This window comes from Neobacillus sp. 114, from assembly GCF_030127045.1.
GTDB classification, from domain to species: Bacteria; Bacillota; Bacilli; order Bacillales; family Cytobacillaceae; genus Neobacillus; species Neobacillus rhizophilus.
Genome location: NZ_CP126144.1, coordinates 4,527,955 through 4,549,754 on the forward strand (window position 1 = coordinate 4,527,955; position 21,800 = coordinate 4,549,754).

A 21,800-nucleotide genomic window follows, 5' to 3' on the forward strand; every position below is an offset into this window, starting at 1 on the left:
CCCTCCGCCAGTATACCTGGTGCCGAAAAACGGGCACCATCTGCCAAAAAGCTAGCAGCCTGCCAAATTCTTTACCCACATATTCATATCCTCCAGCTTGTCATAAATATAGACATTATTCATGAGCCTTCCGCGGTAAGAATAGCCGAGCTGATATAGGGCTGCATTCATCCCAAATGACAATGACCTGGCGATTGAATAGCTGCAAAAAATCCCTTTTTTAATTAATTCTCCCTCAAGCTCATTCAGGAGAAGCTTCATCAGTCCATATTTCCGGTGCTCCGGAAGCGTCGCACAATCTGTTAATTCCGCATTTTTATAAAAATCGTTTATTTCCGCAGAAGCTGCACTGACGATGTCCCCCTGATGTAAAAAGACATAATAGATTGTCCCACTCTGCATTGTCTTTTTTATATATTCCGGGTCATTTAATGGAGTTGGATAAATTTGAAACACCTGCCTGTAAAGAGCAGATAGCTTGGTTGCCTGGCTTTCATCAGCTTTTTTAATCTCGTAATCTTTTGGCGGGGTTAAATTTTGCTGGACATGATCCAATTGATAAATACTGTGAATGATTGCGTCTTCGGTCATCCAATGGTCGTTTTTCTTCCGATCAGAAATATAATATTTTGTATAAAAATATGCATCCGAACCCCGGAAATAATGGTCTACGATCGCTTCAGGCTGAAGACCAAATTCAAAAAGGGAAATCGTATCTTCCATTCGCGCTTTGATGATTAACTTTTCCACTTGATGCTGTTTGACGAGTTCCTCTGCTCTTACCAGAATTTGCTTTATATTCCCGCGATAGTCGTCGACTCGGATTCGTTTATTAAATGGGTCAATACAGACTTCCATATAGAAGGTGGAATGATTTTCAAAAATTGTCGTTAGTAAATGATTCATCATCATCACCCCTTTTTTTAAAAATTTCTATGTTTTTCAGAAAAATGTCTGGCTTTTCCAAGCCAGACATTTCGCCTGCAGTATTTTGATTTTAGAATACAACACTATTCCTGTACTCCGCACCATTTCAAGATTGTTAGAGCAATAATCTCGCTTGCGGCAAACATTTCATCGAGAATGATATATTCATTGGCATCATGGGCAATTTCCGTAGTCCCCGGGCCGAACACAACAACTGGTGTATTCCCCACGGCTGAAAGAATTCCTCCATCGGTTCCCCATGGGCTTGCTTCCACCACTGGTTCCTCCCCATTGACCTCTCTGAAACTCGCAGAAAGCTCCTTCATTAATGGATGGCTGCTTTCCATATTACCGGGCAGCCATCTGCCGCCAAACCATTCGATGGTTAAAGGATGATTCTTAAACCAAGAATCCTGCTCATTAAGCTCGTTAAGACAAGCTTCCATTTCAGACTGAGCAGATTGCATTGTTTCATTCGGGGCAACCCCCATCCTGCCTTCAATCACAGCAGTGTCAGGCACCGATGATGGCCATTCGCCGCTAGTGATTTTTCCAATATTAATAGGAATTGGGATTGGTATTTTTTGATAAAGCGGGTCTGAAATTTTAGCATTCCGGTCTTTTTCTAATTGCTGCAATCTTTGAATGGCTATTACCGATTTCTCGATTGCACTAACGCCTTCGTAGCGAGTTCCTCCGTGTGCTGCCTTGCCTTTTACGGTAATTCTAAACCACATAGAGCCCTGCTGCTTCGGGAAAATTTTCATATTCGTCGGTTCTGGAATTATCGCTCCGTCGGCACAGTATCCTCTTAGTACAGCTGCAAGCGTTCCCGCGCCGCCGCTTTCCTCTTCTATAACACTCTGAAAAATGACGTCCCCTTTAAGCTTTATTTCAGAGGCAATAATGGACTCAAGCGCCATTAAAAGGGCGGCGGTTCCCCCTTTCATATCGGTGGCCCCCCTGCCGTACAGTTTTCCGCATTCGATATGCCCGCTAAAGGGATCCCGTTCCCAGCTTGACTCATTGCCAACCGGAACCACATCAATATGACCATTGAGGATGAGAGATTTTCCTCCGCCAGTGCCCTTTAACACAGCAACTAGGTTGGGGTTTCCCTCAAAGTTTTGTCGATCACAGCAGTAGGCTGGATGATTTTTTAATTCCTCACTGCCAATTTCCCAAATATCAAGTGTTAATCCAAGCTGGCGGCATTTTTCAATGAGAATCGCCTGAGCACTGCTTTCGTTGCCTCTTGTGGAGTTTTCCCTGACAAGGATTTGCAGGAGCCTTGCCCCTCTTGCACGGTTCTCCTTCAACCAAGTGTTGATTTGAGCTTCATGATTTTGCATCTGCACCACTCCCTTTATTAACTATGCTGCATTTAATAGGGGATTTCTTTCAAATTTTCACTAATAGCAAATTCACATTGGGTTTTATTGACTACATCTTCAAGATTACCTTGGGCAAATATTTCTGTTAATAGCAGTCCTTCTTCTGTCACTTGAAAAACTGCTAATTCCGTAATAATCAAATCCACACATTCCCTGGAAGTAAGGGGCATCGTACACTCCTTGACGATTTTTGAGCGGCCATGTTTATCACAGTGGTTCATCAGGACAATAACTTTCTTTGCCTTTTGGGCAAGCTCCATTGCCCCGCCCATCCCCGGGACCTTCTTTCCAGGTACAATCCAGTTCGCTAAATCTCCCTTCTGGCTTACCTGAAGGGAGCCTAAAATCGTGATATCTATTTTGCCGCTGCGGATCATGCCAAACGAAACCGCACTATCACAATAGGAACCGCCGATGTTTAACGTGACAGGAAATCCCCCTGCATTGCAAAGGTTTTTGTCCTCCTCACCTTTTATCGGACTTTGACCCATTCCAGTAATGCCATTTTCCGCATGAAAAATAACGTTTACCCCTTTCTTGAGGTGATTAGGAACGAGGGAAGGGATGCCGATACCAAGATTCACTACCATCCCATTTTGAATTTCTTCGGCGGCACGTTTCGCTAGTTTATTACGTATATCTACTCCCATGCCCATTTCCAGTTCACCCCTTTAGTTGGAATGATGTAATCCACGAATACTCCGGGTGTAATAATTTCTTCCGCATCAAGAGTGCCGAGGGGAACAATTTCTTCTACTTCGGCAATCGTGATTGTACCTGCCATGGCCACAAGCGGATTGGTATTGCGGGCACTCTTGTCATAAATTAAATTTCCATATTCATCAGCCTTTTTCGCAAATACGATGGAAACCTCCGCTGTTAATGCTTCCTCAACTAAATATTCTTTACCGTTCAGCACGACCCTCTGTTTATCTCCCGCTACCAGCTCAATGTCCTTGCCGATATCGGATAAAATTCCAGGGAGTCCCACACCACCCGCACGAATTCTCTCAGCTAGAATGCCTTGTGGGGAAAACTCCACCTCGAGCTTTCCCTCATGCATGAACTGACCGGCAAATGGATTTGACCCTATATGAGAGGCAATCACTTTTTTCGCCCTTTCCTGGCTGACCAATTTTCCGATTCCAATATGGGGAAAACCAGTGTCATTTCCGATTAGTGTCAAATTGCGAATTCCTTTTTCGAGAATCCCATCGATTAAACCCGGCGGAGTCCCTACACCGCCAAAGCCGCCAAACATTAACGTCATTCCGTCATGAAAAAACTCCATGGCCTTCTCCAAGGTTGCGATTTTCCCAAATGGGTTTTCCATCCTTTTACACCACCCAGTCATTCCGATAAATTGATTTCCTTTGAAAAGACTGAAAATGCTTCCTTTAATAAGTAAATTAATTCATTCATTTCTACTTCGGTAATAGTTAATGGAGGTGAGATTATAATCGAGTCACCATTTACCCCATCTATTCCCGCACCTGCTGGATATACGATAAGCCCTTTTTCCTTGGCAAGCTCCACCATTCTTTGCGTAACTTGCGCATTTCTAGGAAACGGTCTTCTTGATGTTTGGTCCTTGACAAATTCAATTCCGAGTAGAAGGCCTATCCCTCTGACATCCCCTATAAACCAAAATTGGCTCTTTAGTTTTTCAAGTTCCTTTCGTAAAAACTCACCCTTACCTTCAACTGTTTTCATAATCTGATTTTTTTCCAAATATTCAAGGACTGCTAAAGCGGCAGCACAGCTTTGTGGATTGGCACTTAATGTATGACCACTCATGACCACTTTGGAGCCGGCCAGAATTGGCTCGATGACTTTATCGGTGGCAATAGCAGCGGCAATCGGTGCATATCCCGCTCCAAGTCCCTTTCCTAAGGCGACAATATCTGGAATGACACCCCATAGCTCAGATGCGAGCATCGCTCCAGTCCGGCCAGCTCCTGTCATTACTTCGTCTGCAATTAACAGAATGTCATGGTCATCACAAATTTTCTTTATCGTTTTTAAATAATCCTTTGGCGGGGAAATGGCTCCGCCTGCAGCACCAATGACTGGCTCTACGATAAAGGCGGCAACATTATCTGCCCCGATTCTGTTGATAGCAGTTTCTAGCTCACGGGCGCAAAGATATTGGCAGGCAGGTGCTTCAAGATGGTATGGACAGCGGTAACAATAAGGGGGATGGATGACTGGAAACTCCTCTAAAAGTGGAACAAATCTTGCCCTTCTTCCTGGATGACCTGACATCGAAAGCGCTCCCAAAGTAATCCCATGGTAACTGACCCATCTGGATAAAATCTTGTGTTTCGTGGTTATTCCTTTTTCCTGCCAATATTGAATTGCCATTTTCATGGCAGTTTCTGTGGCTTCGGAACCGCTGTTAACGAAAAAGCTCCAATTTAAATCTCCCGGCAGCAGCTTAGCGATCTTTTCAGCCAGTTTTTCAGCTGCTTCACTGGTAAACTGCGAGCGGTACACGAACGAGACCTTTTGGGCCTGCTCTTCCATCGCCTTAATAATCTCTTTTTCTCCATGACCGATATTGGCTGTGACAGCCCCAGAAGCGGCATCTAAGTACTTCTTTCCGTTCTTGTCATATAAATAGACGCCTTTTCCATAATCGATGACGGGGTATGACCCATCAAGCATGGGCTTAATTAAATACGACTGTTCCACCCTATAAACCACTTCCCTCTGCATAATGCAAAATTAAGAAGCTAATAGATTCATTTCCTTATTGAAATTGTATGATTCACCATTTTGTTTCTTTCCGGCCTTTTACAATTTGCAAAGCTTATTATAGAATAACAGGGAGATTATATAAGGAATGAATTTAAATGGACTCTATAAAGAAGCTACAGTCGAAGACGAGGGAACTTTCGACATTTCAATTAATTTTTATCTTTTATTTATCTGCACTAATTATTTCGACGCTTTTATTAAAATTACCTTTCGCGCACCTTCCAAATGTAAAAATTAGCTTTATCGATGCCATGTTTACGGCCGTTAGCGCCGTCAGCGTAACCGGGTTAAGCGTTATTTCCTTAAAGGATACGTTCAATAATTTCGGGATTGTTCTCCTTTGCATCATTCTCCAACTAGGAGGGCTCGGAATCATGTCTCTAAGTACATTTCTTTGGGTGATGCTGGGAAAAAAAGTGGGGTTAAAGGAAAGGCAATTGATTATGATTGACAACAATCAATCAAACCTTTCTGGCTTGGTCCATCTGGCAAAGCGGATTTTTATCTTTATCATTTCCATCGAATTTATCGGCGGAATTGTTTTGGGAATTCATTTACTCAAATACTATGATGAGGTATTATCTGCTTTTAAACATGGATTTTTTATCTCAATCAGCGCAACGACCAATGCTGGCTTTGATATTACGGGAGCTTCTCTTATTCCTTATTATCAAGACTATTTTGTCCAATTCATGGTCGCGCTTTTAATTGTACTTGGAGCAATTGGATTTCCTGTAATAGTAGAGATGCTTGATTTCTTTTTATCCTTAAAGAGTAAAAAAAGATTCCACTTTACCCTATTTACGAAATTGACAACTGTAACCTTTATCATCCTTACTTTGCTCGGAGGAATCTTTATTTTTCTTTTGGACATTCATCATTTTTTTGCTGATAAAAATTGGCACCAAATCCTTTTTTATTCCTTTTTCCACTCCGTTACTACCAAAAGTGCAGGGCTTGCAACCTTAGATTTCAGTGAATTAACTCAGAGTAATCAGCTATTTATGTCCCTGTTAATGTTTATCGGCGGTTCGCCGAGCAGTGCCAGTGGAGGAGTCAGGACAACTACCTTTGCCATTGTTGTTTTAACGATTATCTTTTATGCTCAAGGAAAAGGGTCTGTAAAAATATTTAAAAGGGAATTAAATCACGACGATGTCATTAAATCGTTTATTGTGATGACAACAGCAGCTTGCTTGTGTTTACTTTCGATTATCCTCCTATCCATTACTGAGAAAAGCACCTTGATACCGATTATTGTTGAGGTCACTTCTGCCTTCGGGACAAACGGTTTATCGCTGGGATTAACTTCAAATTTGACAACCTTCGGTAAAATACTGATCATGATATTAATGTTTATCGGAAGGATTGGAATTGTTACCTGCTTGTTGATGTTAAGAGGCAAGGGAAGGAAAGAAACGTTCCATTATCCGAAGGAAAAGGTTATCATCGGGTAAATGAAAACTCGCCTATTGGCGAGTCTAATAGGACGGTTCATGAGGCGTAGTTGAATTTATACTTTCCCATTTAGAAAGAAAGCGGCTGACACCAATTCAGGGGTCAGCCGCACTTTTTTAGTAGGCCCAGCTTGCACCAATAATAATCAAGAGAATAAACAACACGACAATTAGCGCAAAGCCGCCATATCCAAATCCGAATCCTCCGCCATAGCCACCATAGCCGAATCCTCCGCCATAGCCGCCGCAGCAGCCGTCAAAACCACCATATCCGCCATACATTCGCATTCACTCCTCTAAAATTGTATCTTTTCAAGATTACTTTATGTAATAGGTGCTTGACCTGTATGTGCATTCGCCTATATTATGAAAGACGATATTAGTTTGGCAGGTGAAATGAAATGAAAGCAATTTTAAAGAGTTTTATTAACGGGATTTTGACGATTGTTCCGATTATTTTGGTAATTTATGTAATATACAAAACGTTCTTATTTTTGGATGGGCTGCTTGGTGACCGGTTACGACCGTACTTAAAGGAAGATTATATACCAGGCATCGGCTTGCTGTCGACCATTATCCTGATTACCCTGTTGGGCTGGCTATCGACAAAGTACATTTCAGGAAAAATCATCCGGCTAATTGATCGGCTGCTGGAAAAAATCCCTGTAGTAAAAACGATTTATTCAGTCATAAAGGACACTATACAATCCTTTTTGGGGGATAAGAAATCTTTTTCCAAGGTGGCTTTGGTTGTCATTCCTGGAACCGGGATGAAAAGCATGGGGTTCATTACATCCGAGCAGTTAGAGGATTTTTATAGTCCATTAAAGGGCCATGTGGCTGTATATATTCCACAGACCTTTCAGGTGGCGGGCTTTACCTTTCTCATTCCGAAGGAGCAGATTGAAATTATTGATGTGAAACCGGAGGATGCCATGAAATTTATCCTGTCAGGTGGGATGACGTCTAGTTCAAAGCATAAGGAAAAAAGCTCAATTTAAAAAGCCGCTCAAAATTCTAAGGGGTTCCGTTTCCTATCACAAAACTCGAAATTGCAATTGAAAATGTAACCCAATTTGTACTGCTTCTTGTATCTGTTTTTGCAATTAAAAATAAAAAGGCTCTGTTCACTGAGCCTTTTTGGTTGTAAAAGATGCTGATTCCCTTATCTGGGTTAGTAAGGGTCCGCTCTTCTCAGTTAGGGGGAGGGTTAAGCCCCAATTTGAAAAATAGAGGGAGAAATTCCTCTTAATTTGTAAATAAGCTTAAAAATAGCCTAAATAAGAGGAAAAATTCCCCCTATTGACTCAAGTAACATAAAAATTGGGGATTTTTCTGTGCTTAAGCGGAAAACCTCCCCTTATTTCCCCCTAAACGAGCTCCATTCTGCATATAACGGGAAAATCTCCGCTTATTTTAAATATCACTGGTTATTCAATTAAGGATAGGATTTCTTATGTTTCTAAGCGCTTTTTGTAAGATAAAATGTATATCAAATTGAGGGCAAAATTGTCGGGGTACAACAGCCATTGTACTCCGACAAATTAGGGTGCATTTCCCTATACAAATTTTTATGTGATTTCCACCCAAATGGCTTTATACCAATAAAAAATGAGTGTCAATTTCAATGCAAATTGGCACTCATTTTGGCTTACATTTTTAATGTTTGCGATAGGTAACGGAACCTGTTATCAAAATTCGCGGCTTTTTTTAATCGAAAAGCTTTTTAAACTTTCCATACCCCTCTTCTTCCAGCTTCTCCTTTGGAACAAACCTTAATGAGGCGGAGTTGATGCAGTATCTTAGTCCGGTTGGTTCCGGGCCGTCGGGAAAGACATGGCCGAGGTGTGAATCTGCTGATTTACTCCGTACCTCTGTGCGAATCATAAAGTGACTGAAATCTTCCTTTTCAACGATTTCCTCTTCTTCAATCGGCTTCGTGAAGCTCGGCCAGCCGCAGCCTGCATCGAATTTATCACGCGAACTAAACAACGGCTTTCCGGAGACAATATCGACATAAATTCCTTCACTCGTTTCATTCCAGTATTCATTTCTGAACGGCGGTTCAGTGCCGTTATTTTGTGTGACTTCAAATTGCATCGGCGTCAGTTTCTTCTTTAATTCTTCCTTGTTTTGATTTGTCATTTTTTATCTCCCCAGTGCTGTTGAATAAATCCGGCCCGGCCTGATCCGATATGATACCGTTCATAATGTGCAGGATTTTTCTTGTAGTAATGCTGATGATATTCTTCGGCACGATAGAAAGCCTTTGCCGGCAATATTGGTGTGACAATCGGTTTATTGAACTGGCCGCTTTTTTCCAAGGCATGCTTTGACTCCTCAGCAAGTCTTTTTTGTACTTCATCATGGTAAAAAATAGCGGTTTGATAGGATTGACCGCGGTCATAAAACTGGCCTCCGGTGTCCGTTGGGTCTATTTGCTGCCAAAATAATTCAAGCAATTTTTCATATGGAAAAGTTTCCGGGTCAAAGGTAATTTGTACCGCTTCATAATGTCCAGTTGTATCAGAGCAAACCTGCTGATAGGTTGGATTTTCTACCGTACCGCCAGTATAACCCGAAATGACACTCTTAATGCCAGGAAGCTCATCAAACGGTTTCACCATACACCAAAAACAACCACCGGCAAATGTCGCCAATTGTTCTTTACTGTCCATGCTCTCAACCCCGTTCTTCTTAGATTCTTTGCTAGTTATGAGTATACAAAATGTTGCTTCAAAAAGGAAATTTGCTGATTAAAAAAAACGGGCCAGTTCAACTGGCCCGGCAAAATAACACACTATTCTCTTTTGCTCACGTACAAGTCTAATCAACTGGCACTAAGATCGTAAAGGCAATTTTGTCCTTTTTTAAATCAAATTGGTCCACTTTAATTTTCAAATCACTTTTCAGCCTTAATTGCTGCATATGGACATTAATCAATTTGTCATTCGGTCTGATTTCGACACCTTCTGGAAGCTTATAATTATCTCCAATAAACTTTAGAACATAGGAAATGGGCAGAGGAAGACTCCCAACAGACATGGATTTCTGCTTTAGAACTAAATCCCCGTTCTTTTGCGCTTCAGGTTCAAATGTCAATTTCATTTTAACCTGTTCACTAAAAACCGGAATACTTCCATACAACTCCACCTCGTCTCCCAATAAAACACGATAAGCAATTGGGGATTCGGAAGACTCCTCATTTAAATAATGATTAATTAGCTTATTCAAATCGTATTTGTTGGAGTTCACATGAAAGGAAACGTGGTCACCTTTTATTTCCTTCATTTGAGTGCTTTTTTGATCCGCATCCGAGCCCGTACCCAGCACAAGCGATAGCAGGACAATCGCGAATAAAAGGTTGATTCCCGCCAAGACTAGGAATCCAACTTTCCATTTGTTTTTCATATAATCTAATTCTCCTCTGTACTAACCATATACGGCTTCCTGTCCAAATCCGGCAAGACCCGTTCTTCCATTGTTTCATTGAGCCGCTGGGCAATCAATTCATAGCCCTTATCATTTGGATGAAAATTATCAGTGAATAGGAGGTTTTCACTGCTGTTTAAAAATATATCTTCAATCGAAACGAAGTAAGCATTGGGATATTGTGATATAACCGTTTGACCTGCTTGGTTCCACTCGGAAACAATCTGATCAAATTCCTCAATATCTGAAAACCACTTAGAAAAAGGATTATAAAGACCCACCAACACAATAGATGCATTTGGATTTTCCTTGACTATTGTTTCTATTATCTGAATCAAATGTTTACGATAGTTCTCCTTTTCATCCATAAAAATGGAATATTCAAGATTTGAGAGATTGTCCCTGACCACCTTCATGATATCGTTGCCGCCAATAGTCAGAATAACCAAATCGGCCTTCTTTAAGACAGGCTTGATTTCAGGTGCCTTCAGCCTTTTCAGCAATTGAGTGGTCCGATTTCCCTTCACCCCGAAGTTATAGAAATCTACATCCTTAATGCCTTTTTCATTTTCCAGCAATGTTTCTAAATAAGGCAAATAGCCGCCCTTACCTGTACTGTCGCCAACACCTTGTGTTAAGGAATCGCCTGCGGAGAGAACTGTTAAGGTGCGCGGAATAAAATCAGCAGGTACAGGCTCATAGACCAGTACAGCCGTTTGCTTTGCATGATGTAATTCCCATTCCCCAGTTCCGCTGCAAGAGCCCAGGAACAATACCGAGAGAATTAGAAGGGGGAAAAATTTATACATACCTATTCACCTGCCTTCTAAACTAATTTTATTATAACATGACCAAACTCATTCAAAACAAATCTATAATACCATCCTATTCCCAGAAAAAAATAGACCTGTATAACGGTCTATTGCAGAATTTTTATATCCTGAATCATTTCATCAAACGGAACATCTTTATATAAATTATATGATTTTTTTATTTTTCCATCTGGACCTACCAAATAGACATAGGTTTGATGGATGACCTGATTTTCATTCTGAGGTTTTTTCACAAGCGTCTTGAATGTTTTCATTGCATAACCTTCAATAAACTGCTGAGAGTATCCGGTTAAAAAGGTCCAATTTGAAAAATCTGCCCCAAATTGGTTCGCATATCGAGTCAGTACTTCAGGAGTGTCCACAGTGGGATCAACACTGAAAGAGACAAATTCAACATTCTTCAACCCTTCATCCTTAACCATTTTTTGAAGTTTTGTCATATTCGCAGTCATCGGTGGGCAAACATCTGCACAGCTTGTAAAAATAAAATCAGCAATCCAAATCTTTCCCTTTAAATCCTTTAGTCCAACTGCTTTATTATCCTGGTTCACCGCAGAAAAGTCGGCTACCTCCCAGTTTAGCGCATCCTTAATTTCCTTTTGTCCGCAAGCTGCAAGCAGCATACTAGAAATGACTAATAATATCATGACCAGTCGAAATTTCATTTAAACACACTACCTTCCTCTATTCCATCCGTGAATAGTTTAACAAAGTTTTAAAAAAGAGGAAAGGAAAAGCGTAGTTTAATCTATTACTCCCGTTTTTACAATAGTATTTTTCACACGAACTTCAAATTTGGCATTTTTATAAATACTTCTCCATTCCTTTGGGGTAATTTTTTTCCCGCGAATATGAGCGATATATTCATTGCCAATCCCGACCGGGTCCACCCCCTTCTTTTGAAAAAAAATGAGCAAATCATGTATTTCCTTTTCCATTTTCTTTTCGATCTGCCTCTCAATGAATTTAACATTTTTGGCACTGCCCAATTCAAGAGGCTCTGTTGTTTCCAAAAGCCTTGATGCAAATTTAATTTCGACCCTAAATCGAACGTTTTTCTTATCCACTAATTTTATTTTGGTATGGCTGCGGATATTGTCGATTTCCAGAAATAATTTATTATAAACAGTTCGAAAACTCCGTCCCTCATTTCCCTTTAAGATGCTCTTGAAGTCTTCTCGATTAAATCCAAATTCTTCAGTACCAGATTTATATTTTTCTGCCAAAATTTTTAAGAAAAACAGCTTATTTGTAGGCAATATTCCTACAAGCCTGTCATCCTTAAACAGGGCTGTGCCTGCAACCGAAACATCGCCATTCTCTAATTTAAGAAGTGGTAATACCGGATCTTTTCCATTATCATGGTAACTATGATTAAAATCCTGCAGTGTAGGTGAGAGCATCTGCTCACTTTCTACATTTTGCCTAATTAGATTATATAAATAAGTTCCAAGATTCAGTTTCACATTCTTCTTGCCCACATTGATGATTGACGAAGCATCATGCTCCGAAATCATCAAATATACCATATTGCCGATATTAGGGTCACGATTAAGCGTATCAACAAGCTGAATAATCCCTTTCTTTGCAAGGGCCTTGCTGTAGACGACACATCGCAGCTGCCCTGAAACAAGCCTTTGGTCGGAACGAAGATTTTGTTTCTGTCGTAAAGATTTACTCGTATGGGCTTCTACTGAAATAACTTTAGTCACATTCTTCGCCAGTGCATCAAATTTATGAACAACCACTGTCCCCTTAATCGTATTCTTCCCATCCAAATCATAGCCAACAGCCGTAATCAGTCCTAATTTCTCTAATTGCCTCGCCTCCACGCATCCAGATAAACAAAGCGTGCTAGCAATCATCAATATAGCGGTTTTCCATTTAGGACCCTTTGGCATGATTGTTCTTCCCCCTAAAATACTTGTTTTTGGCAGAAACAATGAAATATAAAAGAATCGGGTAACAAACCGCAGCATAAAAACCGAACTTTCCGATTATATCTGAAATCAGATTCATTTGATATCTTGCTTTGACAAAAAATGAAGATACAAAGATTAAGCTGACAAGAATCCAAAGCCCCCATTTTTGCTTTCCAGCAAATATACGTGAGAAACCTTTCGAGGCTGCCCACAAATAAATACACAAATTAGGCACGATAATAAGCATCCAAAAAGAAACAGCGATAATTTCGAACCTTTCCAAATTGGGAAGGCGGACTATTTTGAACAACGATATAACAGGCCAAATGGTTTGTTCCAAACTTCCACCAGCATAATAAATTATCGAGACAAACGTAACAAGTGTAAAAATAAAGGCTGTATATGCATTGCCTATTTGGGAGAAAATTTGAGTTTTTTGTTTTTCTTTTATATATGGGTAAACAAATAGGACTAATTCCATCCCCATCATTGATAAGGAGGAATTGTGAGCTCCTTTAAGAATTTGTTCAATATCGGCATCTAATATCGGAAATATATGATTAATTTCCGAATGTTTTAAAGGAACAAATAGGACGAAAACCATCCAAAGCGTCCCCATCACTGACAAGAAGGCGGTTCCTACAACAACCCTTATTCCTCCATAAACAGCGTAGGCAGAAAGCAGAATCAACACTAACCCAAGCTGCCAGGTTGGAAGGTTTGGAAAGATCCACACCTGCACGATTTCTATGTAATTAATATAGATTACAAAAAAGGCGGCAGCTAAATAACCCATATACATCAGACTGAGAAAATTTCCTATCCATTTTCCAAATACATCGGCATGTATGCCATATAAATCTGCGCTGTCATATTGACCAAGCATTTTTACCATGAACCACAAGGACACGCCTCCCAGCACCCCTGCTAAAAAAACAGAAATCCAGCCGTCATGGCCAGCATCTAAATATACAATTCTTGGCAAGCCTACAAGTCCTACACCAATTTGGGTGGAGTGAACAATAAATATGAGCAGAAATGCATGAAGCTGCAATCCATCTCTGGGTTTAACATTCACCTCCATTTACATCGCCCTCTATTCATCTATATCTTTTTTTAGCTTAGCTTTTTTTTCTGAAAAACGCTCTTTGTCTACTGGTTTATTGGTCTGAGGACGTTTGGCAAGATATTGATAAGGCACAAGGAAAAAACTATAACCCAGATCTCGCCATTGTAAAGGATAAACCGGCGAAAGATATGGTTTACCCAGTGTTTCCAGTCTTAGCAGATGAATGATAAAAAAACAAAATGCAACCATAATCCCAATTCCGCCCCAAATACCAGCAATAATGATAATTGGAAAACGAATCATTCTGATTGCCGTACCCATTAAATAACTTGGGGTTGTAAAGGACCCGAGCGCACTTAATGCAATCATAATAATTAAGATGTTACTGGTAAAACCGGCCTGAACGGCTGCCTGTCCGATGACAATACCACCTACGATACCGATGGTCTGGCCTACTTTTGTTGGCAGCCTGGCACCGGCCTCGCGAAGCAGCTCTATGACAAACTCTAGCAGCAATGTTTCAAAGACCGGTGGAAAGGGTACCTTTGACCTTGACTCACCCAAGGTAACCAGCATGGGCGACGGTATAACTTCATAATGATAGGTCAGAACCGCAACATAGGCGGGCGTCAATAGGACGGATAAAAAAAGCGCCGTCAATCGCAGGACCCGTAAGAACAGCCCCATATTCCACCGCATATAAACATCTTCGGTAGACTCAAAATAGGAGAAAAAGGTTGTGGGACCATAAAGGCAATCTGGACTCCGGTCCATTAGAACAGCCACTTTGCCCCTGTATAGTGCAATGGATATCCGGTCCGGGAGCTCGGTCGTCATCAACTGGGGAAACACGCTCCAGCTGTTGTTTTCAATCAAATGTCCAAGAACGGTGTTCCCGGGGACATAATCTATTTCAAGCTCACTTATCCTTTGTTTAAAGGTGGTGACAAGTTCCTCATCGGCAATTCCCTGTATGTAGACGAGTTTCGCTTTTGTTTTCACCCTTTTCCCCACTACAAGGTCCTGCATACAAAGGTTTGGGTCCTTTAAATTGTTTCTTAAGATATTCATATTGCTGACGAGGGATTCCGTAAACGAAATCTTCGGGCCATAAACGTTTGATTCCGTTTCTGGCTTCTCCACTCCACGTTCAACCGTCTTGCTGAGATTCGTTAATAGACCATACGGGTCCCCTTCCACATATATATAGACATTACCTTCAATCAGCCCGCTGATAATTTCACTCAGTTGATTGGTTACTGTTAAGACCGATAATGGCAGAACCTGCGTGAATCCTTGGACGGACCATTCAATCTTCTCATTATTTTGAATCGGAGCCAGAATAAATTCATCCAAGCTACTCTTGTCAATCAAGCTTTCTAAAAAACAAAAGACGATTCTATTCCCGTTTTTCTTGAGATGACGAAAGGTAATATCTGAATAAAGCAGTTCGTTTTTTAATTGCTCTTTCAATTCATCGATATATAAGCTATGGGCTTTAAATACTTCCTGTGACTTACTCTCTTTTTTCCATTTGAACATATTTCAGCACCTATTGTTGTCAGTTTAGCTTATTTTTTCCAAATAATTATTTTTTACCCAAATTCTAAAGCAGTCTGAATGATAAAAAATTTTTTGAGAAGAACAAAATAATGTGGTATTATGAATGAGTGTTCATTCATCGATGAAAATTATGAATTTTCAAATAGAGAGAAAAGGAGAGTGAACTCATTGAATCGAATTGGCCCTATTATCATCATGGAAGGTCCAAATAGCAGCAAAGTCCCTTTCTCTCGGAGCTTGTATATCGACTGCGAGGAAAAGGTGCTAATTGACAGTGGAGCAGAGGCAAAAGCCCTTCTTGAACTGGACCACGAAAAGGGAATTGATCTCATCATTAATACCCATTACCATCCTGACCATACCCTACATAATCACCTGTTCCGAGATGCGACCAAACTTATCAATAAGATAGAATTTGAAACATCTAGGTCAGTGGAAGGAATTGCCCATGCCAATGGAGTCTATCAAGAGTGGGGTTATAAAGGTGTGGAAGCATGGAAAAAAACTCTTCCAAAGGAATGGGTTCAAAATCTTGGAGGAATTTCAGGAACATATGAATACGAGTCAGAATATGTATTTGATGATGTAAAAGTAGTGTTTTTGCATACTCCTGGACATACAAGCGGCCTTGCCTGCCCATACTTTCCGGAGCTCGGGGTCGTGTTTGCTGGCGATTATGATATGACTACCTTTGGTCCATGGTATAACGGGACTGATGGTAATATCGAAGATTTCATCCATTCAGGCAAACGGCTTCTGTCTCTCGATGCCGATACTTACATTACAGGCCATCAAAAAGGGACTTTTACGAAAGCGGAATTTACAGAAGCTATGGATAAATTTCTCGACATTATCTATCGGCGGGATGAAACCATTGAAGGATATGTCAAGCAAGGATTAAGCTTTGAAGAATTGACGGAAATCGGGATATTTTATCCAAAAACCACACTTACAACTCCTATTTTCAAGACATGGGAACGAAGTGGGATCCGGAAGCATCTACGGAGGTTGGGGTATACTGTTGCGGAAACTGCAGCGGAAATAGTAAAAGTGAAATAGGATGGTCATGGCGGCCATTCTTTTTTCTATTTTTTATTAGATATATGTAGAATACTATATCTTCAGGTTTAATTGTTTTGGGTTGTAAATTTACTAAAGTTATAATGAAGGTTAAAAAACAAAAGACCCTGATTCTATATTCCCAAAATCAAGGTCTTTTAGATTGTTTTTTCCTGCTTTCGGCGGTGCTTAATAAATTGAAGAGTTCCTCCAGTTAAGACTAGTAATATTCCAGCAACTAAAAAATTAAACATATTTGTACTTGTTTCAGGAAGCTTCGGGCCATTTACGGGTAAAACACCACCTAAGGTACCTTCAACATAAAACTTAAACTCAAATTCACAGCTTAATTTTTGGTAATCATTTCCAAGTTCGTATGGAAAGTAAATACTTATTGTGAGTGCTTCTTCAGAATTACTTTTTAAATTTCTAGATCCTAGTTTTTCATAGTCTTTTAATTTACCACTGTATAGTTTACCTGAACTATCAGAAATTGTTAGAATTAATTGATTATATATTTTTTCTGATCCTGTTATAAAATGATTAGTAAAAAGATAACTAAAATCTTTTGTCCCATCATTTCGGATTGTTAACACTTTTGTAAATGTATCTCCAGGTTTACTATTACTTATATCAAAAAAGACTTTATGCGGGCTGGTAGATATATCAATTTCCTTTATATTTTCTTCAGCAAACACATTGTTGATGGGAAATGAAATAATTAATACAAACAAAATTACAAACTGCCAGTATAACCTTTTCATTAGTATAGTTGATCCTCGATTCACTATTAGTTTTTTAACAAAAAGGTGGGCATAAACCCACCTTCTTGTTACATTGTATATAGTATTTCAACCTTAATGGTTTTCAACATCAGGATTTACAAGATTACCATTATTTGGTCCATTCTGATCTTGGTGTTGACCATTTGTTTGTCTAGCATCGAAGTGGAAGTCAACTTTTGCTGTCAAGCCTTGTAATGCATTTTGTGGGGCACCTGTTTCAGGGAACACAATTTGAATACGGAATCTATTATCAGCTGTTGGAGCTAAACCAAGTGGAGTTAAATTTAGCTTTCCATCTGGTGTAATATATTGTGGTTTAATTTTCCCTGCCCAATCACCATTCAAAGCTTCTCTTAATGTAACGTCTTGAGAGTTAATTAGTAGATATCCAGCATCAGGTGCACCTGGATCAACAACTGGTGGTGTCGCATCTACAAAATAATTTACTTTTAATGTGTCTAATAATGCACTATCAGGTCCTGCATTAGTAACAGTCATGAAAGTATTTCCAATATCCAAGCTACCATCATTCTTTAAAACAAACTGTCTTTCCCAACTTTGACCTGGTTTAACATCTTTCAAATCAAAATTAAGAGGGAAATTCCATGCCTTCGTTACATTTAATACTAATGTACCTGATTGAAAACCATTGTGAATTGTTGATGTGTCATTAAAGTAAGCAAATGTTCCTCCACCAATTAGTGATAAACCTAGTGCTGCTGTTGCTGCTCCCAACCCTAACTTCTTTTTCAAACTCATCTTTCTTCCTCCTCTTTTTCCACCCTCTGTATGGGGTATGTAAAATTGATTTATTGGACCCTTATTTTTAATAAGGAGTGCAACCATTAAGCAGGTTTTTCAACGTCTTTTCCTTTATCAAGTTCTTTTAAAGCTCTAAAAATAGTGATTCCAGAATATGCAAGTAATAGTAATCCAGGTAAGATTAATAGCAGCGCAGTTCCATTTTTTGATTTAGCAAAATCTATTAAGTATCCAGCATATGGAATTGTGAATCCGGTATATTTTGCAACAACATTTTGGGATACGACTGCATTGGCGTCTTTATCCTCGTTGTTATCACCTTTTGTTACATACATAACTTGATTTTCCTTTTTGATAACGTCGACAATTCTATGTGTGATTAACATTCCTTCTGATTCTTTGAAGGTAATGATGTCACCTTTTTTCAAATTTGTAGCATTTTCAACTGGCTTTACGGCGATTATAGACCCCGTTTTAAAAGTTGGCTCCATGGAACCAGAAAGGACTGTTTTCAGTTGGTAACCTAAGAAATTAGGTTCCCCGCCTGAGGCTTTTGATGAAACTACTACAAAAATCATGAAGATAAATAGAAGGAATAAAATTCCTGTTATCAAATTACTAGTAATCTTCCAAATCTTGCTTGCCACTTTGATCACCCCATTTGCTTTTTTAATTGATTACAACCTTATCTAGTGATACCGTTATCGTAATCCCCATTGATCCATGACCATTCTTATCTACTGTAACGATTTTAAATGAATTAGGCTCAGTTGTTATATTTTCTAATTCAATCCTTAGTAACTTCATTTAATGTTGGACTATCTTCTTTCTGTGTAGGGGTCGATTCCTCTGAATTCTCTGATTGCCCCTCATTTCCCGTAGGGGTTGTGCTTTCTGGATGATGCACAGACTTTTCCTCGCTAACATTTGGCTCGGTTTTGGTACAGCTTACGACATTAATTAAATTTTCACTCCAAATATAGGAATAGCCATTTTCATCAGGGCTATTTTTCCCAGGATGACCAAGAGGTCTTCTTACCGCAAATCGATATATTCCGTTTTCTTTTACAGTTGCTGAAATTTGTCCTACTTCTCCACTCTTTAGTTTAGGGACTACCCCAGTGGCAACATGACCGCTTGTTGGCTTTTCACCACCCGTTACCTTATATAAATAAAATCTCCATGTGGATATCGTATTCGCGCTATTCCCTGTGTTTTTAATAGTAGTAAAAACATTACATTCCCCTGCCCAAGCCTTGGTCCCATCGAAACTTAATGAACTTTTATCCCATTCATCGTTATCAGGTGGAACTGTATCATCCCATTTTCCAGCCTGGAAAGAATTATTTATTACTTTCACATCATTAAAGTAAGCTCCAGTATCATTTGTCATATACGAACCGGTTAAAATCAAGATGTACCAGATAGCTACAATCTTAGTTGCGGTTAGTAGTCCTTTGCCCCTCTTTTTAAATTTCCTAATTCTTAAAGATCGAATAATTCTCCCTCCCTCGTTCGTTCTATATAATGAATTTTGCTTCTTTTGTAGTATTTTCAGAACGAAGTTGGTGACTTTATTTCTCATTTTCATCAACTTCCCTTTTTAATTTGTTCTCATTAACGAATTTCTAAATTTAGTATACCCCAAAATAACGAACGTGAAAATTGCTAAAAAAAGCTGTTTTTTCTTAATAACGAACACTTTCAGCTAATTTTCTCGCGCTTTCTCCCGTTTTCGTACTTTTTTACTATTTTCTAAAAAACATTATGTTCTTTATAATGAATATATCAGGAATTGTTTACGCAATTAATTAGGAGTTGAGGATGATGATTGGGGAAAAAATTAAACAGTTACGGGAGGAGAAAGGGTATTCGCTAACTGAGCTGGCTAGACTTGCTGATGTATCAAAATCATATTTAAGCTTGTTGGAACGCGGTATGCAAACTAATCCCTCTCTCCAGTTAATACAAAAGATAGCGCTTCCACTAGAAACAAGCATAGAATATTTATTAGGTTATCAACATGAGTTAGAATACATAGAATTTAAATTAGATAAAGAATGGAAATCATTGATTCAGCAAGCAATTGAGAATGGCCTTGAAAAGCAGGATTTCAAGGAGTATTTAAATTTCTTGAAGTTTCAAGAATGGATGAGAGAACAAAATAAGTAAAAAAATGCCTGTACTCCTTATCTCAGGAGTACAGGCATTTTTTCTTGATTAATTCACTTCCACCAATTCTTCTTGCTGTTCTTTCTTTAGCTTTTTGCGATATACAAATTTTGATAAATTAATGCTGACTTCATACAGAAGTAACAGCGGCAATGTCACGACGAAATCAGACATAAAATCCGGTGGTGTGATGACAACCGCAATAATGATTAATACAAAATAAGCATATTTGCGGACCTTTGCCAGCACAAAAGGATTAATAATACCAAGCGAGGTTAAAAACATGACCACGACCGGCAGTTCAAAAAGCACTCCGAACGGCAAAGTCATATTCAAAATAAAGCTGAAATAACGATCAGCAGTAAAATTGGTAACAAACATTTCCTGACCGATATTGACTAAAAACTGAAGAACCATAGGAAAGATAGCAAAGTATCCAAAAGCAAGACCGGCAACAAATAAAATAAACAAAGCCGGAACATATGACAACGTAATTTTTCTTTCAATCGGTTTCAACGCAGGCTTGACAAACAGCCATATTTGCAGCGCCAAAACCGGAATGGTCCCTGCAATCGCTACTACTCCGGCGAGCATAAAATAAATCCACATAATATCACTTGGTCCGAGTACCAGGAGCTTTGTGCTGCCAACAAACCATTTATAAATATCTTCCACGTAAATAAAGCCGATAATAAAAAAGACCACAAAAGCTAGTGCTGAAATGATAATCCGTTTTCGTAATTCTTCTAAATGATCGACTAACTGTAGTTCTTTATCTTCCATGTGTTTCCCCTGCCAATTTTCAATGGTAGTTCTTAATTAACCAGTTTTCTCTCGTTAAAATAGTTTTAAAACTGAGAAGAAAAAGGTGCAAGACACAAAATCTTACACCTTATTTGCTCAATTTTTCCTTTTCTTCCTTAATGTCTTCCATTACATCTTCAGTAAGCTCTCGTGTGGATTTCTTAAATTCTTTTAATGTTTGCCCAAATGCACGACCAATTTCAGGTAGCTTTTTCGGTCCAAAAATAATGAGTGCAAGAACTAAAATTAGAATTAAGCCAGGTACTCCAATATTTGAAAACATATTTAACAGCCCCTTTGATTTAAAGTAACTTCTTAAGATGATTATAGTATTGTTTAATCATTTTGAGATAATTATTTACAATAATTCATAGTAAATTCACAATATCCAATAAAAATTACATTTCTGTGATTCTTAGCATTATATTTTCTAGGCATATCAACTCTATAAAAAATTTAACAATAACCACAGTTGAAGTCAATGTTCTTTTTTTAGATTTAATTTTTAAAATATTTTGACAATTTATTGTTTTTTGCATATAATTGGAACATTAGAATAAATATTTTAGAAAATTTATCTTCTCAAAAAGGATGTGAGTGGGATGGAATTTTCTCTTTTCAGTTTTGACGGAGCCCTTCCTGTCGAGGTAACTATTGACGATGACAATGGAAGGTATACCATTCGGAAAAGTGATCGGAGCGGTGAATATTTTAACAGTCCAAAAGAATTAATTGCTTGGATTAAGGCACATTTCCATGAGGAAGAATTCTGCCATCCACACGAATTCCGGGGAATGTTAGCAAAACTTTCAGAGTATGAATTAAACGGATATTAAAAGCATCAGCCGCAGCTGATGCTTT

General features: G+C 39.0%; 25 protein-coding genes. 5 read left to right on the plus strand and 20 right to left on the minus strand.

The window, feature by feature from the left end:
- Window positions 1–51: 51 nt before the first annotated feature.
- The 5 genes from ablB to QNN06_RS22045 all read right to left on the minus strand — a co-directional run bounded on the left by ablB (window position 52) and on the right by QNN06_RS22045 (window position 5,015).
- Window positions 52–906 (minus strand): putative beta-lysine N-acetyltransferase, encoded by an 855-nt coding sequence (gene ablB, locus QNN06_RS22025; protein ID WP_213120484.1) that lies wholly within the window; start codon window positions 904–906, stop codon window positions 52–54.
- A gap of 104 nt (window positions 907–1,010) precedes the next feature.
- On the minus strand, window positions 1,011–2,279 hold the full coding sequence (locus QNN06_RS22030; RefSeq protein WP_213120483.1) for a peptidase: 1,269 nt from the start codon (window positions 2,277–2,279) through the stop codon (window positions 1,011–1,013).
- Window positions 2,280–2,311: 32 nt separating this feature from the next.
- A complete protein-coding gene (locus QNN06_RS22035) occupies window positions 2,312–2,977 on the minus strand; it encodes a 3-oxoacid CoA-transferase subunit B (RefSeq protein WP_213120482.1) in 666 nt (221 codons plus the stop codon).
- Complete coding sequence (locus tag QNN06_RS22040; RefSeq protein ID WP_213120481.1) at window positions 2,962–3,654, minus strand: CoA transferase subunit A; 693 nt, start codon at window positions 3,652–3,654, stop codon at window positions 2,962–2,964. Before QNN06_RS22040 ends, QNN06_RS22035 begins: the two co-directional genes overlap by 16 nt.
- Window positions 3,655–3,671: 17 nt before the next feature.
- Window positions 3,672–5,015, minus strand: coding sequence for an aspartate aminotransferase family protein (locus QNN06_RS22045; RefSeq protein ID WP_213120480.1), 1,344 nt, complete (start codon window positions 5,013–5,015; stop codon window positions 3,672–3,674).
- A gap of 161 nt (window positions 5,016–5,176) precedes the next feature.
- Here QNN06_RS22045 and QNN06_RS22050 point away from each other — a divergent pair, with 161 nt between their 5' ends.
- Window positions 5,177–6,538, plus strand: coding sequence for a TrkH family potassium uptake protein (locus QNN06_RS22050; protein ID WP_213120479.1), 1,362 nt, complete (start codon window positions 5,177–5,179; stop codon window positions 6,536–6,538).
- A 117-nt stretch (window positions 6,539–6,655) separates the two neighbouring features.
- Here the strand turns inward: QNN06_RS22050 and QNN06_RS22055 are convergent, their stop codons facing one another.
- Window positions 6,656–6,820, minus strand: coding sequence for a YjcZ family sporulation protein (locus QNN06_RS22055; RefSeq protein ID WP_213120478.1), 165 nt, complete (start codon window positions 6,818–6,820; stop codon window positions 6,656–6,658).
- Between the two features lie 119 nt (window positions 6,821–6,939).
- Between QNN06_RS22055 and QNN06_RS22060 the strand changes: the two genes are divergently transcribed.
- On the plus strand, window positions 6,940–7,539 hold the full coding sequence (locus QNN06_RS22060; RefSeq protein WP_284035947.1) for a DUF502 domain-containing protein: 600 nt from the start codon (window positions 6,940–6,942) through the stop codon (window positions 7,537–7,539).
- 709 nt (window positions 7,540–8,248) lie between these two features.
- On the opposite strand, the gene msrB is transcribed toward QNN06_RS22060, so the two are convergent.
- The 8 genes from msrB to QNN06_RS22100 all read right to left on the minus strand — a co-directional run bounded on the left by msrB (window position 8,249) and on the right by QNN06_RS22100 (window position 15,336).
- On the minus strand, window positions 8,249–8,683 hold the full coding sequence (msrB, locus tag QNN06_RS22065; RefSeq protein ID WP_213120476.1) for a peptide-methionine (R)-S-oxide reductase MsrB: 435 nt from the start codon (window positions 8,681–8,683) through the stop codon (window positions 8,249–8,251).
- Window positions 8,680–9,216, minus strand: coding sequence for a peptide-methionine (S)-S-oxide reductase MsrA (gene msrA, locus QNN06_RS22070; protein ID WP_213120475.1), 537 nt, complete (start codon window positions 9,214–9,216; stop codon window positions 8,680–8,682). The genes msrB and msrA overlap by 4 nt, the downstream gene beginning before the upstream one ends.
- 148 nt (window positions 9,217–9,364) lie before the next feature.
- Entirely contained in the window at window positions 9,365–9,949 is a 585-nt protein-coding gene (locus QNN06_RS22075; protein ID WP_217033448.1) for a YpmS family protein, read from the minus strand.
- Between the two features lie 5 nt (window positions 9,950–9,954).
- Window positions 9,955–10,779, minus strand: a complete 825-nt coding sequence (locus QNN06_RS22080) for an SGNH/GDSL hydrolase family protein (protein ID WP_284035948.1) — start codon at window positions 10,777–10,779, stop codon at window positions 9,955–9,957.
- Window positions 10,780–10,889: 110 nt separating this feature from the next.
- On the minus strand, window positions 10,890–11,468 hold the full coding sequence (locus QNN06_RS22085) for an SCO family protein (RefSeq protein WP_213120473.1): 579 nt from the start codon (window positions 11,466–11,468) through the stop codon (window positions 10,890–10,892).
- Window positions 11,469–11,546: 78 nt separating this feature from the next.
- Entirely contained in the window at window positions 11,547–12,704 is a 1,158-nt protein-coding gene (locus tag QNN06_RS22090; RefSeq protein ID WP_213120472.1) for a Ger(x)C family spore germination protein, read from the minus strand.
- Complete coding sequence (locus tag QNN06_RS22095; protein WP_284035949.1) at window positions 12,688–13,809, minus strand: GerAB/ArcD/ProY family transporter; 1,122 nt, start codon at window positions 13,807–13,809, stop codon at window positions 12,688–12,690. Before QNN06_RS22095 ends, QNN06_RS22090 begins: the two co-directional genes overlap by 17 nt.
- A gap of 12 nt (window positions 13,810–13,821) precedes the next feature.
- The gene (locus tag QNN06_RS22100; protein ID WP_213120470.1) at window positions 13,822–15,336 is read right to left on the minus strand and encodes a spore germination protein; all 1,515 of its coding nucleotides are present in this window, start codon (window positions 15,334–15,336) and stop codon (window positions 13,822–13,824) included.
- Window positions 15,337–15,516: 180 nt separating this feature from the next.
- Here QNN06_RS22100 and QNN06_RS22105 point away from each other — a divergent pair, with 180 nt between their 5' ends.
- Window positions 15,517–16,416 carry an MBL fold metallo-hydrolase gene (locus QNN06_RS22105; protein WP_284035950.1) on the plus strand — a complete coding sequence of 300 codons (900 nt, stop codon included), beginning with the start codon at window positions 15,517–15,519 and terminating at the stop codon, window positions 16,414–16,416.
- A gap of 158 nt (window positions 16,417–16,574) precedes the next feature.
- On the opposite strand, the gene QNN06_RS22110 is transcribed toward QNN06_RS22105, so the two are convergent.
- From QNN06_RS22110 to tapA, 4 genes are all read right to left on the minus strand, one after another.
- A complete protein-coding gene (locus tag QNN06_RS22110; protein ID WP_284035951.1) occupies window positions 16,575–17,150 on the minus strand; it encodes a TasA family protein in 576 nt (191 codons plus the stop codon).
- A gap of 123 nt (window positions 17,151–17,273) precedes the next feature.
- Window positions 17,274–17,960, minus strand: coding sequence for a TasA family protein (locus QNN06_RS22115; protein WP_284035952.1), 687 nt, complete (start codon window positions 17,958–17,960; stop codon window positions 17,274–17,276).
- Window positions 17,961–18,046: 86 nt separating this feature from the next.
- Window positions 18,047–18,610, minus strand: a complete 564-nt coding sequence (sipW, locus tag QNN06_RS22120) for a signal peptidase I SipW (RefSeq protein WP_284035953.1) — start codon at window positions 18,608–18,610, stop codon at window positions 18,047–18,049.
- A gap of 140 nt (window positions 18,611–18,750) precedes the next feature.
- Entirely contained in the window at window positions 18,751–19,548 is a 798-nt protein-coding gene (gene tapA, locus QNN06_RS22125; RefSeq protein WP_284035954.1) for an amyloid fiber anchoring/assembly protein TapA, read from the minus strand.
- A gap of 239 nt (window positions 19,549–19,787) precedes the next feature.
- Between tapA and QNN06_RS22130 the strand changes: the two genes are divergently transcribed.
- Window positions 19,788–20,135 (plus strand): helix-turn-helix domain-containing protein, encoded by a 348-nt coding sequence (locus QNN06_RS22130; protein WP_284035955.1) that lies wholly within the window; start codon window positions 19,788–19,790, stop codon window positions 20,133–20,135.
- Between the two features lie 48 nt (window positions 20,136–20,183).
- On the opposite strand, the gene tatC is transcribed toward QNN06_RS22130, so the two are convergent.
- Complete coding sequence (gene tatC / locus QNN06_RS22135) at window positions 20,184–20,918, minus strand: twin-arginine translocase subunit TatC (RefSeq protein WP_213120463.1); 735 nt, start codon at window positions 20,916–20,918, stop codon at window positions 20,184–20,186.
- Window positions 20,919–21,027: 109 nt separating this feature from the next.
- Complete coding sequence (tatA, locus tag QNN06_RS22140) at window positions 21,028–21,222, minus strand: twin-arginine translocase TatA/TatE family subunit (protein WP_213120462.1); 195 nt, start codon at window positions 21,220–21,222, stop codon at window positions 21,028–21,030.
- 319 nt (window positions 21,223–21,541) lie between these two features.
- On the opposite strand from tatA, the gene QNN06_RS22145 reads away from it, so the two are divergent.
- Entirely contained in the window at window positions 21,542–21,775 is a 234-nt protein-coding gene (locus tag QNN06_RS22145) for a hypothetical protein (protein WP_213145111.1), read from the plus strand.
- Window positions 21,776–21,800: the final 25 nt, after the last annotated feature.

What these genes read in the sequence shown, in the direction of transcription:
- QNN06_RS22035 (WP_213120482.1), bottom strand. Translation starts at nt 2,977, where the DNA reads ATGGGCATGGGAGTAGATATACGTAATAAACTAGCGAAACGTGCCGCC.
- QNN06_RS22115 (WP_284035952.1), bottom strand. Translation starts at nt 17,960, where the DNA reads ATGAGTTTGAAAAAGAAGTTAGGGTTGGGAGCAGCAACAGCAGCACTA.
- QNN06_RS22060 (WP_284035947.1), top strand. Translation starts at nt 6,940, where the DNA reads ATGAAAGCAATTTTAAAGAGTTTTATTAACGGGATTTTGACGATTGTT.
- QNN06_RS22090 (WP_213120472.1), bottom strand. Translation starts at nt 12,704, where the DNA reads ATGCCAAAGGGTCCTAAATGGAAAACCGCTATATTGATGATTGCTAGC.
- tatA (WP_213120462.1), bottom strand. Translation starts at nt 21,222, where the DNA reads ATGTTTTCAAATATTGGAGTACCTGGCTTAATTCTAATTTTAGTTCTT.
- QNN06_RS22055 (WP_213120478.1), bottom strand. Translation starts at nt 6,820, where the DNA reads ATGTATGGCGGATATGGTGGTTTTGACGGCTGCTGCGGCGGCTATGGC.
- QNN06_RS22030 (WP_213120483.1), bottom strand. Translation starts at nt 2,279, where the DNA reads ATGCAAAATCATGAAGCTCAAATCAACACTTGGTTGAAGGAGAACCGT.
- msrA (WP_213120475.1), bottom strand. Translation starts at nt 9,216, where the DNA reads ATGGACAGTAAAGAACAATTGGCGACATTTGCCGGTGGTTGTTTTTGG.
- ablB (WP_213120484.1), bottom strand. Translation starts at nt 906, where the DNA reads ATGAATCATTTACTAACGACAATTTTTGAAAATCATTCCACCTTCTAT.
- QNN06_RS22050 (WP_213120479.1), top strand. Translation starts at nt 5,177, where the DNA reads ATGGACTCTATAAAGAAGCTACAGTCGAAGACGAGGGAACTTTCGACA.
- QNN06_RS22040 (WP_213120481.1), bottom strand. Translation starts at nt 3,654, where the DNA reads ATGGAAAACCCATTTGGGAAAATCGCAACCTTGGAGAAGGCCATGGAG.
- QNN06_RS22100 (WP_213120470.1), bottom strand. Translation starts at nt 15,336, where the DNA reads ATGTTCAAATGGAAAAAAGAGAGTAAGTCACAGGAAGTATTTAAAGCC.
- QNN06_RS22080 (WP_284035948.1), bottom strand. Translation starts at nt 10,779, where the DNA reads ATGTATAAATTTTTCCCCCTTCTAATTCTCTCGGTATTGTTCCTGGGC.
- QNN06_RS22075 (WP_217033448.1), bottom strand. Translation starts at nt 9,949, where the DNA reads ATGAAAAACAAATGGAAAGTTGGATTCCTAGTCTTGGCGGGAATCAAC.
- QNN06_RS22145 (WP_213145111.1), top strand. Translation starts at nt 21,542, where the DNA reads ATGGAATTTTCTCTTTTCAGTTTTGACGGAGCCCTTCCTGTCGAGGTA.
- QNN06_RS22095 (WP_284035949.1), bottom strand. Translation starts at nt 13,809, where the DNA reads ATGGAGGTGAATGTTAAACCCAGAGATGGATTGCAGCTTCATGCATTT.
- msrB (WP_213120476.1), bottom strand. Translation starts at nt 8,683, where the DNA reads ATGACAAATCAAAACAAGGAAGAATTAAAGAAGAAACTGACGCCGATG.
- tapA (WP_284035954.1), bottom strand. Translation starts at nt 19,548, where the DNA reads ATGAGAAATAAAGTCACCAACTTCGTTCTGAAAATACTACAAAAGAAG.
- QNN06_RS22085 (WP_213120473.1), bottom strand. Translation starts at nt 11,468, where the DNA reads ATGAAATTTCGACTGGTCATGATATTATTAGTCATTTCTAGTATGCTG.
- QNN06_RS22130 (WP_284035955.1), top strand. Translation starts at nt 19,788, where the DNA reads ATGATGATTGGGGAAAAAATTAAACAGTTACGGGAGGAGAAAGGGTAT.
- tatC (WP_213120463.1), bottom strand. Translation starts at nt 20,918, where the DNA reads ATGGAAGATAAAGAACTACAGTTAGTCGATCATTTAGAAGAATTACGA.